This window comes from Streptomyces sp. NPDC005878, assembly GCF_040629815.1.
Lineage (GTDB): Bacteria > Actinomycetota > Actinomycetes > Streptomycetales > Streptomycetaceae > Streptomyces.
In genome coordinates this window covers 80,974-96,752 of record NZ_JBEXWK010000032.1, presented here as the reverse complement: position 1 = coordinate 96,752, position 15,779 = coordinate 80,974, and the positions used below count along the sequence as shown (strand labels likewise).

The window sequence follows — 15,779 nt, the reverse complement described above, 5'->3', positions numbered from 1 at the left end:
CGGCCGGGGGTACGGCCGGGCGCGCCCGCGGCCGGGCCACCGGCGGTGCGTGCTCGCTGTCCGGCGCGCCCCTAACCCCCAGGGGCGCGGGGAACTGCGCGACCAGCCCACCACGGTCCGCACACAACCACGGACCCAGGGGCGCGGGGAACTGCGCGAGCAACACACCCCGGTCCGCAGACATCCACGGACCCAGGGGCGCGGGGAACGGCGCGAGCAACACACCGCACCCCGCACGCGCCCCCCGGGCACAACAGCGCCCTACCCGAGCGCGGCCACCCGGTCGCGATACGTCCGCACCGCCGCCGCATCCCGATACGGCTCCAACCGCCGCTCGAAGTCCCGCACATACTCGACCGCCCGCACCGACCGCATCTCGCTCGCCTGCTGCGCCGCCTCCGCGGCCAGCGCGCACGCCTGGTCGAGCTCCCCGAGCCCGAGCCGGGCGCACGCCAGCACCACCCGGCAGAAGAGCCGGGACCGGGCGTACGCCGGAGCGCGCAACTGCAAGGAGCGCTCGGCGTGCTGCGCGGCCGCCCGGTACTGCTGGAGGTCCCGGTGGCAGTGCCCGAACTCGTCCGCGAGCTGCGCGTCGTCGAAGAACCGCGCCCAGTGCGGCACCTCGTCCCCCGGCCGCGCCGCCTCCATCGCCCGTTCCGCCCGCACCAGCGAGGCCGTGCACGCCCGGATCTCACCGAGCACCCCGTGCCCGCGCGCCTCCACGGAGTGCAGCAGTGCCTGCACCACGGGCGGCGCCGATGACCCGACGCCCTGCTGGGCGACCCGGGCGAGCTGCACCGCCTCCCGGCCGTGGCCGAGGTAGACGGCCTGGCGGCTCATGGTGATCAGCACGTACGACCCGTAGGCCCGGTCGCCCGCCGCCTGCGCGAGGCGGAGCGCCTGGACGAAGTACCGCTGCGCCAGACCGTGCGCGGCGATGTCATACGAGGTCCAGCCCGCGAGGCGGGTGAGGTCGGCGGCCGCCGCGAAGAGCCTGCGGCCGATGTTCTCGCCGTAACTGCCGCGCAGCATCGGCTCCGCCTCGTGCTCCAGGTAGCGCACCAGGGCCTGGCGCGCGTGGCCGCCGCCGTAGGCGTGGTCCAGGGTGCGGAAGAGCTCCCCGACCGAGCGCAGGGCGGCGATGTCGCCGCTGGTCACCCGCTGTCCGGGGCCCCGCTCCGAGCCGCGTTGCCGAGGCACGGCGGGCCGGCCCTGGCTGGGGATGCGGGGGCCCGCGGCGGCCTGCTCGCCCGCGAAGCGCGGGGAGGGGTCGCCGTGGCCCACGCGTTCGTCGGCCCTGCCGATCAGCCAGTCCCGGCTGGGCACCACGAGCCCGGCCGGGGTGAAGGCGATCTTCCGGAGCTCGACGTGGCTGCCGGAGTCCTTGCGCCACAGGCCGCTGACGATGTCGACGGCCTCCTCCGGGGTCGCCGCGAACTCCAGCCCGGCGTACACCGGCGCACACGCGTCGAGCCCCAGGTCCTGGGCCGAGAGTCTGCGCCCCAGGCGCCGGGTGAACACCTCGGCGATCAGCGCGGGGGTGGTACCGCGTGGCTGCTGCCCGCGCAGCCACCTTGTCACCGACGTCTTGTCGTACCTCAGGTCCAGGCCGTGTTCCAGCCCTAGCTGGTCCACGCGGCGCGCTAGCCCCGCGTTGGAGAATCCGGCCTCCGCGATGAGCGCGGCGAGCTGTCGGTTGGGTGTGCGCTGCGCGGGTCGTTCCGTCATCAGCTGTGCGATCTCCTGCCTTCCGGGCCAAGCGGGCAGCCCTCATGGAACGGGGGGAATTTAGCGGCCAATAACGCCCTGACCGCCGCCTTCGCCCCGCATTCATCCGATCGTGTGAGGAGGTGCCGTTTCTGCCCGCCGCATGCTGCCGTCGAACGCGGTCGTACAGTGGCTGAGGCGCATGGATGCACTTGGGTGAGGAGCCGGGAGTGAACGAGCTGCGATTTGTCCGACTGGGTTTCGGTGACGACGCGGTCGAGTACCAGGAGGCCTGGGACGAGCAGCGGCGGGTGCACGCGGCCCGGTTCGCCGACGAGATCCCCGACACCTGTCTGCTCCTGGAGCATCCGCCGGTCTACACGGCGGGACGGCGCACGGATCCCAGCGAGCGCCCCCTGGACGGGACGCCGGTGGTGGACGTGGACCGGGGCGGCAAGATCACCTGGCACGGCCCGGGGCAGCTCGTCGGCTATCCGATCCAGAAGCTGCCGCGCCCGGTGGACGTGGTCGCGCACGTGCGCCGCCTGGAGGAGGCCCTGATCCGTACGGCCGCCGACTTCGGTCTGGAGACCACCAGGATCGAGGGCCGCAGCGGGGTGTGGGTGCTGGGCGAACCCCAACAGGCCGCCGCGCAGCGCCCCGGGCCGGGCGGCCTCTCCCTCGACTTCGACCCGCGGCTCACCGACGAGGAGTTCGACCCGCGCCTGAACGGCCCGGAGTACGCCCCCTCGAACGCGGGCCAGCGCCGCGAGGACCGCAAGCTCGCCGCGATCGGGATCCGCGTCGCCAAGGGGGTGACCATGCACGGCTTCGCGCTCAACGTGAACCCGGACAACACCTGGTTCGACCGGATCGTGCCGTGCGGGATCCGGGACGCGGGCGTGACCTCGCTCTCGTACGAACTGGGCCGGGAGATCACGATCGCGGACGTCCTGCCGGTCGCCGAGAAGCACCTCCGGGAGATCCTGGAGAACGCGGACCTGGCGCCGCGCGAGATCGAGCGGGCTACCGCCTAGTACGCCGGGGCGCGTCCGGAAACGGGAATGCGCCCCTCTGGCCAGGGGTTGGCCAGACGTAATGCCACGCAAATAACGGGCGTACCCTGGTGTCCGCCGAAGAATCGAAGTCATAGGGAGCACGTCGTGTCCGCAGTCGCACCCGACGGACGCAAGATGCTGCGCCTGGAGGTCCGGAACAGCCAGACCCCCATCGAGCGCAAGCCCGAGTGGATCAAGACCCGGGCGAAGATGGGCCCCGAGTACACCAAGATGCAGAGCCTGGTGAAGAGCGAGGGGCTGCACACGGTCTGCCAGGAGGCGGGCTGTCCCAACATCTTCGAGTGCTGGGAGGACCGCGAGGCGACCTTCCTCATCGGCGGCGACCAGTGCACCCGGCGCTGCGACTTCTGCCAGATCGACACGGGCAAGCCCGAGGCGCTCGACCGTGACGAGCCCCGCCGCGTGGGCGAGTCCGTGGTCACCATGGACCTGAACTACGCCACGATCACCGGCGTCGCCCGCGACGACCTGGCGGACGGCGGCGCCTGGCTGTACGCGGAGACCGTCCGCCAGATCCACGCGCAGACCGCGGAGCGCGCCGAGGGCCGCACCAAGGTCGAGCTGCTGGCCCCCGACTTCAACGCGGTGCCCGAGCAGCTGGCCGAGGTCTTCTCGTCCCGCCCCGAGGTCTTCGCGCACAACGTCGAGACCGTGCCGCGCATCTTCAAGCGCATCCGCCCCGGCTTCCGCTACGAGCGCTCGCTCGACGTCATCACCCAGGCCCGCGACTACGGCCTGGTGACCAAGTCGAACCTGATCCTCGGCATGGGCGAGACCCGCGAGGAGGTCAGCGAGGCGCTCCAGCACCTGCACGACGCGGGCTGCGAGCTGATCACCATCACGCAGTACCTGCGGCCGTCGCTGCGCCACCACCCCGTGGAGCGCTGGGTGAAGCCGCAGGAGTTCGTGGAGCTGAAGGAGGAGGCCGACGAGATCGGCTTCTCCGGTGTGATGTCGGGCCCGCTGGTCCGCTCCTCGTACCGGGCCGGCCGGCTCTTCCAGCAGGCGATGGAGCGCCGGGGCGCGAAGGCCGCCACGGCTGCGGCCACCGAGGTCGCCGCGGCCGCCGGGACCGCCGCTGCCGCTCCCGCCGTGGGCGCCGTCGGCGTGTGAATTCGCGCACAAAGTATTACCGGCCGGTAATGGCCGATTCGACGCGGTTCCCGCACCCTCCGCAGGTAGGAGGGGCGCGGGGGCCGCGTCGCTGTTTCTCCGGCGCGCGTCAAGGTTTCATTGCCGTTTGACCGTCCGGACACGCCCTGGTAACACCAGTCAGTGACGCTGTCTTCACGCACCGCGCACGCTCCCCGTGTGTGCGCCCGCGTGCACGCCCCCGCTGCTGTCCCGTCCTAGGGAGGACCCCACGATGCAGTCCGCGACGACCGTACGCGCCACCGCGCTCCCGTCCGTCACCGACGCACTGCGTGCCATGGAGTCCGTCCTGCTGGCCGCCGGCCAGCGCACGGCCCGCCGCAACGCCTGGACGGCGGTCCTGGAGGACCGCCGCCGCGCCAAGGACCGGACCGAGGCCCAGCACGTACTGGAGGCCGTGGCTAGCCGTCGGCCCTGAGCCACGTAAACTTCGGTTCATGGCGAGGAAGGAAATCGCAGACACTACTGCGAACACCGGGCGACTGAAGCAGATCGCCCTCACGTACAAGATGACCCGCAAGGCCGACTCCAAGGTCGGTCTCGTCGTCGCGGCAGTCGGAATCGTCACCTTCGGTGTCTTCCTCGCGCTCGGGTTCCTGATCGGTCACCCCATCTACCTGGGCATCCTCGGCTTCCTGCTGGCCTTCCTCGCCATGGCGATCGTCTTCGGACGCCGTGCCGAGCGCGCTGCCTTCGGGCAGATGGAAGGACAGCCGGGGGCCGCGGCCGCGGTGCTCCAGAACATCGGCCGCGGCTGGACGACGACCCCGGCGGTGGCGATGAACCGCAGCCAGGACGTCGTGCACCGGGCGGTCGGCAGGGCCGGCATCGTGCTGGTGGCCGAGGGCAACCCGAACCGGGTGAAGTCGCTGCTGGCGGCCGAGAAGAAGAAGATGGCGCGGATCGTGGTGGACGTTCCCGTCCACGACGTGGTGGTCGGCGACGGAGAGGGCCAGGTGCCCCTGAAGAAGCTCCGCACCACGCTGCTGAAGCTCCCCCGGGTCCTGGCGGGGCCGCAGGTCACCGCGGCCAACGACCGGCTGCGCGCGATGGGCGACCTCATGAGCAACATGCCGCTTCCCAAGGGGCCGATGCCCAAGGGGATGCGGATGCCGCGCGGCGGGAAGGCGCGCTGACGCTCCGCTGGGGCGAACGGGTAAGGGGCCCGGCAGAACCGAGAGGTTCCGCCGGGCCCCTTCCTTATGTACGCGTGCGTGTCCGGATGTACGCGCGGGTGTCCGGCCGCGGGTCGGATGTGGCTGGTCGCGCGGTTCCCCGCGCCCCTGAAAGCGCGGCCCTCCGGGCGCCCCCAGGGGGTTGCCGGATCGGGGGCCGCCGGATCGGGGTCGCTGGATCCCGACCCGGATCGGGGTCGCTAGATCCGGACCTGGATCGCGCGCGAGAGGCGGTCGTGGAGGCCTCGGCCGTCGCGGTCCCAGACCAGGGCCGGGATCGCCAGGCACAGCAGCACGCTGCGCAGCAGGGCGCGCGGGAAGCTGAGGCGCCCGCCGCCCTCGGCGATGAGGCGCAGGCGCAGGAGGCGCTTGCCGGGCGTGGCGCCGACCGTGCCGACGGTCAGGATGCTCATCACCAGGAAGACGACGAGCGCCCAGTTGTTGGTGAGGTGGAGCTGGCGGTGCGCGAGCAGCCCGTATGCGATCAGGGCGCTCACCGACCAGTCGATGAAGATGGCGCCGAAGCGCCGACCCAGGGGGGCGATGGCGCCCGGCCCCTCCTCCGGCAGACCGAGTTGCTCGCCCCGGTAACCGAAGTCGACGCCCATCTCCTCGGCCGCCGCCTTGGGCCCGGAGAGCCACGATCCGATTGCTTGCCTGTTGTCCACGCTTCCACGGTACCGGCCGGGGTTGGCGGCCCCGCCTCCGGGATGGCCCAGAGGCCCAGGTATATCCGATTTGTACGGGTCTTGGGGTGACCCTGGCCCGAGCCCCGGTTAACTTGGGCGAAACAAACGGGTCACGCTTGAGAAATCCCGCCTGCCTATGGTCGGGTCCAGCGTGTGCCACCGCACTGGCCGCACCACGAGCTACAACCCCGTCTCCCCCGGACGGGAGTAGGAGGAGTTGGATGTTCCAGAACGCCGACGACGCCAAGAAGTACATCGCGGACAATGACGTCAAGATGGTCGACGTCCGGTTCTGCGACCTTCCCGGCGTGATGCAGCACTTCACGATCCCGGCGACGGCGTTCGACCCGGCCGAGGAGCTGGCGTTCGACGGTTCGTCGATCCGCGGCTTCCAGGCGATCCACGAGTCCGACATGGCGCTGCGCGCCGACCTGTCGACCGCGCGCCTGGACCCGTTCCGCCGCGACAAGACGCTGAACATCAACTTCTTCATCCACGACCCGATCACGGGCGAGCAGTACAGCCGCGACCCGCGCAACATCGCCAAGAAGGCCGAGGCCTACCTCGCGTCGACCGGCATCGCGGACACGGCGTACTTCGGCCCCGAGGCCGAGTTCTACGTCTTCGACAGCGTGCGCTTCGAGACCTCGGCGAACCAGGGCTTCTACCACATCGACTCCGAGGCCGGCGCCTGGAACACCGGTGCGGAGAACGACAACCGCGGCTACAAGGTCCGCTACAAGGGCGGCTACTTCCCGGCCCCGCCGGTGGACCACTTCGCCGACCTGCGGGCCGAGATCTCCCTGGAGCTGGAGAAGTCCGGCCTCCAGGTCGAGCGCCAGCACCACGAGGTGGGCACGGCCGGCCAGGCGGAGATCAACTACAAGTTCAACACGCTGCTGGCCGCGGCCGACGACCTGATGCTCTTCAAGTACATCGTGAAGAACGTCGCCTGGCGCAACGGCAAGACCGCGACGTTCATGCCGAAGCCGATCTTCGGTGACAACGGCTCGGGCATGCACGTCCACCAGTCCCTGTGGACCGGCGGCGAGCCGCTCTTCTACGACGAGCAGGGCTACGCGGGCCTGTCGGACACCGCCCGCTACTACATCGGCGGCATCCTCAAGCACGCCCCGTCGCTGCTGGCCTTCACCAACCCGACGGTGAACTCCTACCACCGCCTGGTCCCCGGCTTCGAGGCCCCGGTCAACCTGGTGTACTCGCAGCGCAACCGCTCCGCCGCGATGCGCATCCCGATCACGGGCTCGAACCCGAAGGCCAAGCGCGTCGAGTTCCGCGCCCCGGACCCGTCCTCGAACCCGTACCTCGCCTTCTCGGCGCTGCTCCTCGCGGGCCTGGACGGCATCAAGAACAAGATCGAGCCGGCCGAGCCGATCGACAAGGACCTCTACGAGCTCGCCCCCGAGGAGCACGCGGGCGTCCCCCAGGTCCCGACCTCCCTCCCGGCGGTACTGGAGGCCCTGGAGGCCGACAACGAGTACCTCCAGGCGGGCGGCGTCTTCACGTCCGACCTGATCGAGACGTGGATCGACTACAAGCGCACGGCGGAAATCGCCCCGATCCAGCTGCGGCCGCACCCGCACGAGTTCGAGCTGTACTTCGACATCTAAAGAGTGCGAGGCGGGTGAGCCGGGGCCAGCCCCCGGGAACCCGCCGTCAGACGCGCGAGTGAGGGCCGCCATCCCCCGAGGATGACGGCCCTCACGTGTACCCGAGGACATGGGCCCCGTGGGGCGCCGGTGGGACCCCTGGACCTGCCGACGCCGGAACCCTACGCCTGCGAGGCGTTGGCGGCGATCGCTCCGAAGAGCGGACGCGGCCGCCGGTCAGCCGGGATCCGCCGCCTTCGCGGCGCAGCGAAGACCGCCCCTAGCCGGGCGCCTTGGTGGCCTCGTCCAGCAGCAGACAGAGCAGGCCGACCAGGCTGCCGCTGCTGACGATCTCCCGGCGGTCGATCATTCCCCGGATGTCCGACAACGGGATCCATTCGATCCGGTCCGACTCGTTCAGCTCGGTCGGCGGACCCCCGTAGGTCGCCGCGTCCGCCCGGAAGACGTGGTGCTCGGAGTCGGTGATGCCGTTCGCGGGCTGCGCGTACACCAACGGCGTCACGGCCTCGACCCGCCAGCCGGTCTCCTCCTCCACTTCCCGGGCCGCGGCCTGCTCCGGTGTCTCGTCGGCCTCGATGAGACCCATGGGAAGTTCCCAGCCCCAGGTGTCGGTGATGAACCGGTGGCGCCACATCATCAGGACCCGCTTGCGGTCGTCGACCACAGCCGCCACCGCCAGGTGCCGCATGCGTACGACATGGTGCTCCCAGCGACGGCCGTCGGGCCGCTGGACGTCCACGAGCCACAGGTTGACCCAGGGATTGTCGTAGATCTGCCGTTCGCCATGGACGGTCCACCGCATGAGCCCAACTCCCCTTCACCGGACCGGATTCCGGGATGTCACCAGGACGCGAGTGCCGCGCCCGGTCTCCCCGGGCGCGGCACCCCCACGTCAGCGGCCCGAGCGCAGCAGGGCCCGGACCATTCGGCACGTCGTGTCCGACGGCGGGTGTACGCCGATCAGTTCCGCCGTGCTCCGTATCTTGCGGTTGGGCGCGTGCTCGGGCTGGTAGACCCCCGTGTCGAGCAGCGCGATGGCCAGGCGCATCGCCTTGAGGCGCCTGTTGTGCGTCTCGTACCACGCCCGCGGGCGTCCGGCGGGCAGCGGCACCTTCTTCAGGGACATCAGGGACAGCTGTTGCGGGGCGCGCGACGTCAGTACGGCAGCGGCCATGGGCATCCTCCTGGGCTGTCGGGAACCCTCACGAACTACCTCGATTTTACTGCCCACCACTGACAATCGCCGCTGGTCGGACGGCCTTTGAGCAGGTCACAGGGGTACCGGCGGTACCGTGTCCCCCATGGAGATCTGGATCAACCCCGCCTGTTCCAAGTGCCGCAGCGCCGTCGACCTGCTGGACGCCGAGGGCGCCTCGTACACCGTCCGCCGCTACCTGGAGGACGTGCCGTCCGAGGACGAGATCCGGGCCGTGCTCGACCGGCTCGGACTGGAGCCGTGGGACATCACGCGCACCCAGGAGGCCGAGGCGAAGGAGCTCGGGCTCAAGGAGTGGCCGCGCGAGGAGGGTTCCCGAGGGCGCTGGATCGCCGCGCTCGCCGCGCACCCGAAGCTCATCCAGCGTCCGATCATCACGGCGGATGACGGGACGGCCGTGGTGGGACGCACGGAGGAGGCGGTACGGGACGCGCTCTCCCGGTGAGACCGGGGGCGGGCACGCCCGCCCCCGCCTGTCAGCCCGCCCCAGCCTGTCAGCTCGCCCGACCGTCAGCCCGCCCGGCCTGTCAGCTCGCCCACCCGTCAGCCCGCCCGTCAGCCCGTCCCCCCTCAGCGCGCCCCGTCCCCCAACTGCCGTTCCGCCTCCGCCAGCAGTTCGCTCACCCGCGCTCCGAACCCCGCGTCGCATGGGTGCGGCGCCCCGCCCCGGGCCGCGGTCAGCAGCGCGTCCAGCGCCGCCGCGAACGCCTCGGCCGCGCCGCCCCAGTCCGGGAGCCGCTCCACGCCCCGCTCGCCCAGGAGTTCCACGCCCACCCCCGCCACGGCCTGGGGCGCGGCGAAGCCCAGCGTCACCGTGGCCGAGGCGCCCGAGGCGTGGCGCAGGATCAGATGGACGGTGTCGTCGGGGCCGGGCGCGGCCGTCACCCGGGTCACCTCGCCGAGCACCGGCAGCAGCACCGACAGGACGTGCGGGCCGACGTCCCACAGCGCGCCCTTCTCCCGGCGCCAGGGCGAGGCGGCGTACGGACTCGGGGCGGCGCCGGGGGTGAAGAGCGAGCCGAGCCAGTGCGCGTGCGCGGTGAACCAGCCGTCCGACGCGGCCCGCCGGCCGATCCACCCGGCCGTGCCCGGGGCGAAGCGCAGGGTGAAGAAGACCACGGAGGCGACCCGGGCGCGGCGCGCCGCTTCCGCGACCTCGCGCGCACGGGCCGCGTCCGTGGCGACCGGCTTGTCGAGCAGCAGGTGGCAGCCGGCCCCGGCCGCCCGTACGGCGAGCGGTGCCTGGACGTCCGGGGGCAGCGCGAAGGCGACCGCGTCGCACGCCGCGAACAGCGCGTCCACGTCCTCGTACACGGGAACGGAGTGCTCGGCGGCGAGCTCGGCCGCGGCCTCCCGGCGGCGTCCCCAGACCCCGGCGAACGCGACGTCCGGGTGCGCGGCGAGCGCGGGGGCGTGGGTGGCGGCCGCCCAGGGGCCGGTGCCGAGGAGGCCGACACGGAGGGGTGCGGGGCGGGCTGCTGGGGCCGGTGCGGCGCCGGATACGTCGGTCATACCGATCAGTGTGCTCGTCGGCCGCGGGGGAAACCCAGGGGGTCACGGACGGAACCCGGGTAACACCGGGTTCACATGCGGGCAACGGACGGGAAATCCCGGGATGTGAGGCTGCCCCCAGCAGCCCGGACGCCCCGCACGGCGCCGGCGGCCCCGCCGCACCGCGGCTCCCGCACCACCAGCAGCTCCCGCAAAGGATGGCTTCCGTGACGTTCAAGGCTGAGTACATCTGGATCGACGGCACCGAGCCGACCGCCAAGCTCCGCTCGAAGACCAAGATCATAGCGGGTGTGCCGGACGGCGCCGAGCTGCCGGTGTGGGGCTTCGACGGCTCCTCCACCAACCAGGCCGAGGGTCACGCGTCCGACCGGGTCCTGAAGCCGGTCTTCTCCTGCCCGGACCCGATCCGCGGCGGCGACAACCTCCTCGTCCTGTGCGAGGTCCTGGACATCGACGGCACGCCGCACGCCTCGAACACGCGCGCCCAGCTGCGTCCGGTCGCCGAGCGGTTCGCCGCGCAGGAGCCCATCTTCGGCATCGAGCAGGAGTACACGTTCTTCGACGGCGCCCGCCCGCTGGGCTTCCCCGTCGGCGGCTTCCCGGCCGCGCAGGGCGGTTACTACTGCGGTGTCGGCGCCGACGAGATCTTCGGCCGCGAGATCGTCGAGAAGCACCTCGACCACTGTCTCGCCGCGGGCCTCAGCATCTCCGGCATCAACGCCGAGGTCATGCCGGGCCAGTGGGAGTTCCAGGTGGGTCCGGTCGGTCCGCTGGAGGTCTCCGACCAGCTGTGGATCGCGCGCTGGCTGCTCTACCGCACGGCCGAGGAGTTCAACGTCTCCGCGACGCTCGACCCGAAGCCGGTGAAGGGCGACTGGAACGGCGCGGGCGCGCACACCAACTTCTCCACCAGGGCGATGCGCGAGGGCTACGACGCGATCATCACCGCGTGCGAGTCGCTCGGTGAGGGCTCCAAGCCCATGGACCACGTCAAGAACTACGGCGCCGGCATCGACGACCGCCTGACCGGTCTGCACGAGACCGCCCCGTGGAACGAGTACTCCTACGGCGTCTCGGACCGCGGCGCCTCGGTGCGCATCCCGTGGCAGGTCGAGGTGGACAAGAAGGGTTACATCGAGGACCGCCGCCCCAACGCGAACGTCGACCCGTACGTGGTGACCCGGCTGATCGTCGAGACCTGCTGCACCGGCCTGGAGAAGGCCGGCCAGGTCTGAGCCGTACGCCGTGCTTCCGAGGGCGCCCCCGCACACGCGGCGGGCGCCCTCCGGGCTTTGTGGCAGGGCGAGTTCCGGCCATCGTGCGGCCGAGTTCCGTACCGGTGTGGGGGAGGCCACTGCTCGCCGCCGGGGGCGTCTGGTTCAATATGCACATGGACAGCCATCCGAACCCCGCGACAGGTCGCAGCGACCTGGAACCGTTCTGGCCGTCCCGTCAGCACCACGACTTCGACCGGGTGTGTTGCCGCGCGACGAACGCGCCGGCCCTCTAAAGCCTCCCCTCACCCGAAGGCCTTCGGCCCGCGCGCGACGACGTACGTCCCCCGACGACTCCGCGCGAAAGAGCTGACCTCTCATGGCGAACACCCCTGTCTTCTCCACCTCCGCCACCGCCGCCGCACGCCCGGCCCCCGTCCCGCCGGGACGCCACCGGCTCCGTGCCGTGGACCGCGACGAAGTGGCCGCCACCGGCACGGTCGCCGACTTCCTTCCGCCGGGCGCGACCTGGCTGCCCGCGCCCCCGCACACCCTGCCCTCGCTGCCCGGCCGGCCGCCGATGGTCGGCTATCTGGTCCTCCTCCCGGCCGACCAGCAGCCGCCGCTCGCCGCCGCGCCCTTCCCGGTCCCGGTGGCCGGGGAGCCGGGCACGGACGCGGACACGGACACGGCGGCCGGGGGCGACACGCTCGTCCGCATCGACACCGCCCGCCGCACCGCCGAGGTCGACGGCCGCACGCTCGACCTCACGTACCTCGAATTCGAGCTGCTGGCGCACTTCGTGGCGAACCCTCAGCGGGTGCACACCCGCGACCAGTTGGTGACCACGGTGTGGGGGTACGGCCACGTCGGCGACGGCCGGACCGTGGACGTCCACGTCGCCCGGCTGCGCCGCAAGCTGGGCGCGGGCCACCGCCACGCGATCCAGACGGTCCGGCGGGTGGGCTACAAGTACGCCCCCTGAGCCGCCCGCGCCCCCGGCACCTGCTCTCCCGTGACCGGCGGGAGGGCAGGATACGAGGTCGGGGGGTGGTGCCAGGTACACCCCGGCCGGGGGGACCGGCCCCGTGACCGCACCCGTGCGGCGCGGCCAGACTGGGTCCGCAGGCACGCGGGGCCCACGAAGGGGGACGAGGACGATGGTGACGCGTATACGGGCGGGGCTGCTCGCCGGCGGCAGGGGGGTCGGTCTGTCGGCCAGCGCCATGGCCGTCGGCATCTCCCTGTTCACCCTGACCGTCGTGTCGATCGCCCTGATCCCGGTCGGCGTCGGGGTGTTCACCACCCCGGCCGTGCTGGACGCGGTACGGGTGTACGCCAACCGGCGCCGCACCCTCGCCCGGGAGTGGCTGGGGATGGAGATAGCCGTGCCCTACCGGCCGCTCCCCCGCCGGCGGGCCGGGGCCCTGGGTACGGCCGAGCGGTGCCGGCTGCTCCTGAAGGACCCGGCGACCTGGCGCGACCTGGAGTGGCTGTTCGTCGACATGACGGCGGGCGGCCTCGTCGCCGCGCTGGCGCCCGCGCTGCTTCTCTACAGCGTGTGGGGCACGGTGCTCGCGGCGGGCGTCTGGAAGCCGATCGACGAGGCGGGCGGCGGCCTGTGGTTCACCTTCCTCCACATCACCTCGCAGTCGACCGCCAACCTGGCGGCGGTCCTCGGCATCGCGTACGCCGTCCTCGGCCTGTGGGTGAACCCGGCCCTCATCCGGGCCAACTTCGCGATGAGCCGGTCCCTGCTCTCCCCCACCCGGGAACAGGCGCTCGCCCTGCGGGTGGAGCGCCTGACCGAGACCCGGCACGACGCCGTGGACACCTCGGCCGCCGAACTGCGCCGCATCGAGCGCGACCTGCACGACGGGGCGCAGGCCCGGCTCGTCGCGGTCGGCATGAGCCTGGGGACCGTCGAGGCGCTGATCGAGAAGGACCCCGCGCAGGCCAAGGCGCTGCTCGCCCGGGCGCGCGAGTCGTCCGCCGAGGCGCTGACCGAACTGCGCGACCTGGTCCGGGGCATCCACCCGCCGGTGCTGGCCGAGCGCGGTCTGGGGGACGCGGTGCGCGCGCTGGCGCTGCGCCTGCCGGTGCCGGTCGAGGTCGACGTACAACTGCCGGCCGGACGGGCGGACGCCCCGGTGGAGTCGGCCGCGTACTTCGCGGTCAGCGAGGTCCTCACCAACGCGGTCAAGCACGCCGGCGCGGACCGGATCCGGGTCGACCTGTCGTACGCGTACGACCGGGGGGCGCTGCGCGTCATCGTCACCGACGACGGGCGCGGCGGGGCGCGGGTGGGGGGCGGGTCCGGGCTGAGCGGCCTGGAGCGACGACTGGGTACATTCGACGGCGTCCTGGCCGTCAGCAGTCCCGTGGGCGGCCCCACCATGGTGACCATGGAGATTCCTTGCGTGTTGTCCTAGCCGAAGACCTCTTCCTGCTCCGCGACGGGCTCGTACGGCTGCTGGAGGCGTTCGGCTTCGAGGTGGTCGCGGCGGTCGAGAGCGGGCCCGAACTGACCAGGGCCCTGGCCGGGTCGGAGCCGGACGTGGCGATCGTGGACGTACGGCTGCCGCCCACGCACACCGACGAGGGCCTCCAGTGCGCGCTTGCCGCGCGGCGGGCCCGGCCGGGGCTGCCGGTGCTCGTCCTGTCCCAGCACGTGGAGCAGTTGTACGCGCGCGAGCTGCTGGCCGACGGCAACGGCGGGGTCGGCTATCTGCTGAAGGACCGGGTCTTCGACGCGGAGCAGTTCGTGGACGCGGTGCGGCGGGTGGCGGGCGGGGGCACCGCGATGGACCCGCAGGTGATCTCGCAGCTCCTGTCCCGGCAGGCGCGGGAGTCGCCGGTGGGGGCTCTCACGCCGCGCGAGCTGGAGGTCATGGAGCTGGTGGCCCAGGGACGGTCCAACGCGGCGATCGCGCAGCAGCTCGTGGTGACCGAGCGGGCGGTCGCGAAACACACCTCCAACATCTTCGCGAAGCTGGGCCTGCCGGTGTCCGACGACGACAACCGCCGGGTACTGGCCGTGCTGGCCTACCTTGAGCGGGCCTGAGCGGCGGCTTGAGCGCGCTTCGGGGTGTGCGTGGTGTCCGGACCGGGGCAGCGGGTGGGCGGGAGCGCGGTTCCCCGCACCTCCCGGGAGCCGGCCCGTACCTCGGGCCACCGGCGGCGCCCCCGGGCGCCCCGCGCGCGCGGGTGGCGCGGGGCGTGGGTCCCGGCGGGTTAGCCTGGCAAGCAATGAATCCGATGACCACGCCCTGGGGCGCGTACGAGCTGACCCGTTTTCCCGAGGACCCGCGCGACCAGCTGCGGGCCTGGGACGCCGCCGACGAGTATCTGCTGCGGCATCTGGAGGGCATCGGCCTCTCGGGGTCCGTGGTCGCCCTCGGGGACCGCTGGGGCGCCCTGACGACCGCCCTCGCGGGCCGGGGCGCGGGCTCGCTCACCCAGATCAGCGAGTCCTTCCTGGGCCAGGAGGCGACCCGGGCCAACCTGGCGCGGGCGGGGGTGCCGGAGGGGTCCGTCACGCTGCTGTCCACCCACGACGAGCCGCCCGCCCGGGTGGACGTGCTGCTGGTGCGCGTACCGAAGAGCCTGGCCCTCCTGGAGGACCAGCTGCACCGGCTCGCGCCCGCCGTGCACGCGGACACCGTGGTCGTCGGCGCCGGCATGGTGAAGGACATCCACACCTCCACCCTGAACCTCTTCGAGCGCCTGCTCGGCCCGACGAAGACCTCGCTGGCCGAGAAGAAGGCCCGGCTGATCTTCTGCGAGCCGGACCCGGACCTGGCCCGGCCGGTGAACCCGTGGCCGCTGACGTACTCGCTGGAGATGGGCATCGGGCCCGCCTCCGGACTCGCCGTCACCAACTACGCGGGCGTGTTCTGCGCCGACCGCCTCGACATCGGCACCCGGTTCCTGCTCCAGCACCTGCCCACGCGTACGGGCCCGGACCGGGTCGTCGACCTCGGCTGCGGCAACGGCATCGTGGGGACGGCGGCGGCGCTCGCCAACCCCGAGGCGCACGTGGTGTTCACCGACGAGTCGCACCAGGCGATCGCCTCGGCCCGCGCGACCTTCCGGCTCTGCGCGGGCGCGGCGCGGGAGGCCGACGCCGAGTTCCGGCTCGGCGACGGGCTGAGCGGGTTCCCGCCGGGCACGGCCGACCTGGTGCTCAACAACCCGCCGTTCCACACCCACCAGGCGACCACCGACCGCACCTCCACGCGGATGTTCACGGACGCGCGCGAGGCGCTGCGGCCGGGCGGTGAGCTGTGGGTCGTCGGCAACCGGCACCTGGGCTACCACCTCAAGCTCCAGCGGCTCTTCGGCAACAGCGAACTCGTCGCCAGCGACCCGAAGTTCGTGGTGTTGCGCGCGGTCAAGCGCTGA

Annotated in this window: 16 protein-coding genes; 11 read left to right on the top strand and 5 right to left on the bottom strand. The window is 72.2% G+C overall.

From position 1 onward, the window contains the following. Window positions 1-261: 261 nt before the first annotated feature. On the bottom strand, window positions 262-1,728 hold the full coding sequence (locus ABZ404_RS32995; RefSeq protein ID WP_358834219.1) for a regulator: 1,467 nt from the start codon (window positions 1,726-1,728) through the stop codon (window positions 262-264). Window positions 1,729-1,937: 209 nt separating this feature from the next. Here ABZ404_RS32995 and lipB point away from each other — a divergent pair, with 209 nt between their 5' ends. The 4 genes from lipB to ABZ404_RS32975 all read left to right on the top strand — a co-directional run bounded on the left by lipB (window position 1,938) and on the right by ABZ404_RS32975 (window position 5,074). Beyond that, a complete protein-coding gene (gene lipB, locus ABZ404_RS32990; protein ID WP_358834220.1) occupies window positions 1,938-2,744 on the top strand; it encodes a lipoyl(octanoyl) transferase LipB in 807 nt (268 codons plus the stop codon). 126 nt (window positions 2,745-2,870) lie between these two features. Continuing rightward, complete coding sequence (gene lipA / locus ABZ404_RS32985) at window positions 2,871-3,899, top strand: lipoyl synthase (RefSeq protein WP_358834221.1); 1,029 nt, start codon at window positions 2,871-2,873, stop codon at window positions 3,897-3,899. Window positions 3,900-4,152: 253 nt separating this feature from the next. Continuing rightward, window positions 4,153-4,356, top strand: a complete 204-nt coding sequence (locus tag ABZ404_RS32980) for a hypothetical protein (protein WP_358834222.1) — start codon at window positions 4,153-4,155, stop codon at window positions 4,354-4,356. Between the two features lie 19 nt (window positions 4,357-4,375). Further along, window positions 4,376-5,074, top strand: a complete 699-nt coding sequence (locus ABZ404_RS32975; protein ID WP_358834223.1) for a DUF4191 domain-containing protein — start codon at window positions 4,376-4,378, stop codon at window positions 5,072-5,074. Between the two features lie 239 nt (window positions 5,075-5,313). On the opposite strand, the gene ABZ404_RS32970 is transcribed toward ABZ404_RS32975, so the two are convergent. Next, window positions 5,314-5,781 (bottom strand): RDD family protein, encoded by a 468-nt coding sequence (locus ABZ404_RS32970; protein WP_358834224.1) that lies wholly within the window; start codon window positions 5,779-5,781, stop codon window positions 5,314-5,316. A gap of 242 nt (window positions 5,782-6,023) precedes the next feature. Between ABZ404_RS32970 and glnA the strand changes: the two genes are divergently transcribed. Then, complete coding sequence (glnA, locus tag ABZ404_RS32965) at window positions 6,024-7,433, top strand: type I glutamate--ammonia ligase (RefSeq protein ID WP_358834225.1); 1,410 nt, start codon at window positions 6,024-6,026, stop codon at window positions 7,431-7,433. Between the two features lie 259 nt (window positions 7,434-7,692). On the opposite strand, the gene ABZ404_RS32960 is transcribed toward glnA, so the two are convergent. Both ABZ404_RS32960 and ABZ404_RS32955 read right to left on the bottom strand, forming a co-directional pair. Beyond that, window positions 7,693-8,235, bottom strand: a complete 543-nt coding sequence (locus ABZ404_RS32960) for an NUDIX hydrolase (protein ID WP_358834226.1) — start codon at window positions 8,233-8,235, stop codon at window positions 7,693-7,695. A 90-nt stretch (window positions 8,236-8,325) separates the two neighbouring features. Further along, window positions 8,326-8,607, bottom strand: a complete 282-nt coding sequence (locus ABZ404_RS32955) for a hypothetical protein (protein ID WP_358834227.1) — start codon at window positions 8,605-8,607, stop codon at window positions 8,326-8,328. A gap of 127 nt (window positions 8,608-8,734) precedes the next feature. Here ABZ404_RS32955 and ABZ404_RS32950 point away from each other — a divergent pair, with 127 nt between their 5' ends. Continuing rightward, window positions 8,735-9,094: an arsenate reductase family protein gene (locus tag ABZ404_RS32950; protein WP_358834228.1), complete on the top strand. Its 360-nt coding sequence runs from the start codon at window positions 8,735-8,737 to the stop codon at window positions 9,092-9,094. Between the two features lie 125 nt (window positions 9,095-9,219). Here the strand turns inward: ABZ404_RS32950 and ABZ404_RS32945 are convergent, their stop codons facing one another. Continuing rightward, the gene (locus ABZ404_RS32945) at window positions 9,220-10,161 is read right to left on the bottom strand and encodes a Gfo/Idh/MocA family oxidoreductase (RefSeq protein ID WP_358991210.1); all 942 of its coding nucleotides are present in this window, start codon (window positions 10,159-10,161) and stop codon (window positions 9,220-9,222) included. A gap of 206 nt (window positions 10,162-10,367) precedes the next feature. Here ABZ404_RS32945 and glnII point away from each other — a divergent pair, with 206 nt between their 5' ends. The 5 genes from glnII (at window position 10,368) to ABZ404_RS32920 (ending at window position 15,779) form a co-directional block, all read left to right on the top strand. Then, on the top strand, window positions 10,368-11,396 hold the full coding sequence (gene glnII / locus ABZ404_RS32940; RefSeq protein ID WP_358832875.1) for a glutamine synthetase: 1,029 nt from the start codon (window positions 10,368-10,370) through the stop codon (window positions 11,394-11,396). Window positions 11,397-11,754: 358 nt separating this feature from the next. Next, window positions 11,755-12,360: a winged helix-turn-helix domain-containing protein gene (locus ABZ404_RS32935; RefSeq protein WP_358832874.1), complete on the top strand. Its 606-nt coding sequence runs from the start codon at window positions 11,755-11,757 to the stop codon at window positions 12,358-12,360. 175 nt (window positions 12,361-12,535) lie between these two features. Next, complete coding sequence (locus ABZ404_RS32930; RefSeq protein ID WP_358832873.1) at window positions 12,536-13,807, top strand: sensor domain-containing protein; 1,272 nt, start codon at window positions 12,536-12,538, stop codon at window positions 13,805-13,807. After that, window positions 13,792-14,439: a response regulator transcription factor gene (locus ABZ404_RS32925; protein WP_358832872.1), complete on the top strand. Its 648-nt coding sequence runs from the start codon at window positions 13,792-13,794 to the stop codon at window positions 14,437-14,439. The genes ABZ404_RS32930 and ABZ404_RS32925 overlap by 16 nt, the downstream gene beginning before the upstream one ends. 194 nt (window positions 14,440-14,633) lie before the next feature. Beyond that, window positions 14,634-15,779 (top strand): methyltransferase, encoded by a 1,146-nt coding sequence (locus tag ABZ404_RS32920; RefSeq protein ID WP_358832878.1) that lies wholly within the window; start codon window positions 14,634-14,636, stop codon window positions 15,777-15,779.

Excerpts from the sequence above, each read along its gene's own strand:
- ABZ404_RS32920 (WP_358832878.1), top strand. The coding sequence starts at position 14,634 with ATGACCACGCCCTGGGGCGCGTACGAGCTGACCCGTTTTCCCGAGGAC.
- ABZ404_RS32995 (WP_358834219.1), bottom strand. The coding sequence starts at position 1,728 with ATGACGGAACGACCCGCGCAGCGCACACCCAACCGACAGCTCGCCGCG.
- ABZ404_RS32930 (WP_358832873.1), top strand. The coding sequence starts at position 12,536 with ATGGTGACGCGTATACGGGCGGGGCTGCTCGCCGGCGGCAGGGGGGTC.
- ABZ404_RS32955 (WP_358834227.1), bottom strand. The coding sequence starts at position 8,607 with ATGGCCGCTGCCGTACTGACGTCGCGCGCCCCGCAACAGCTGTCCCTG.
- ABZ404_RS32935 (WP_358832874.1), top strand. The coding sequence starts at position 11,755 with ATGGCGAACACCCCTGTCTTCTCCACCTCCGCCACCGCCGCCGCACGC.
- ABZ404_RS32980 (WP_358834222.1), top strand. The coding sequence starts at position 4,153 with ATGCAGTCCGCGACGACCGTACGCGCCACCGCGCTCCCGTCCGTCACC.
- ABZ404_RS32960 (WP_358834226.1), bottom strand. The coding sequence starts at position 8,235 with ATGCGGTGGACCGTCCATGGCGAACGGCAGATCTACGACAATCCCTGG.
- ABZ404_RS32975 (WP_358834223.1), top strand. The coding sequence starts at position 4,376 with ATGGCGAGGAAGGAAATCGCAGACACTACTGCGAACACCGGGCGACTG.
- ABZ404_RS32945 (WP_358991210.1), bottom strand. The coding sequence starts at position 10,161 with ATGACCGACGTATCCGGCGCCGCACCGGCCCCAGCAGCCCGCCCCGCA.
- ABZ404_RS32950 (WP_358834228.1), top strand. The coding sequence starts at position 8,735 with ATGGAGATCTGGATCAACCCCGCCTGTTCCAAGTGCCGCAGCGCCGTC.
- glnA (WP_358834225.1), top strand. The coding sequence starts at position 6,024 with ATGTTCCAGAACGCCGACGACGCCAAGAAGTACATCGCGGACAATGAC.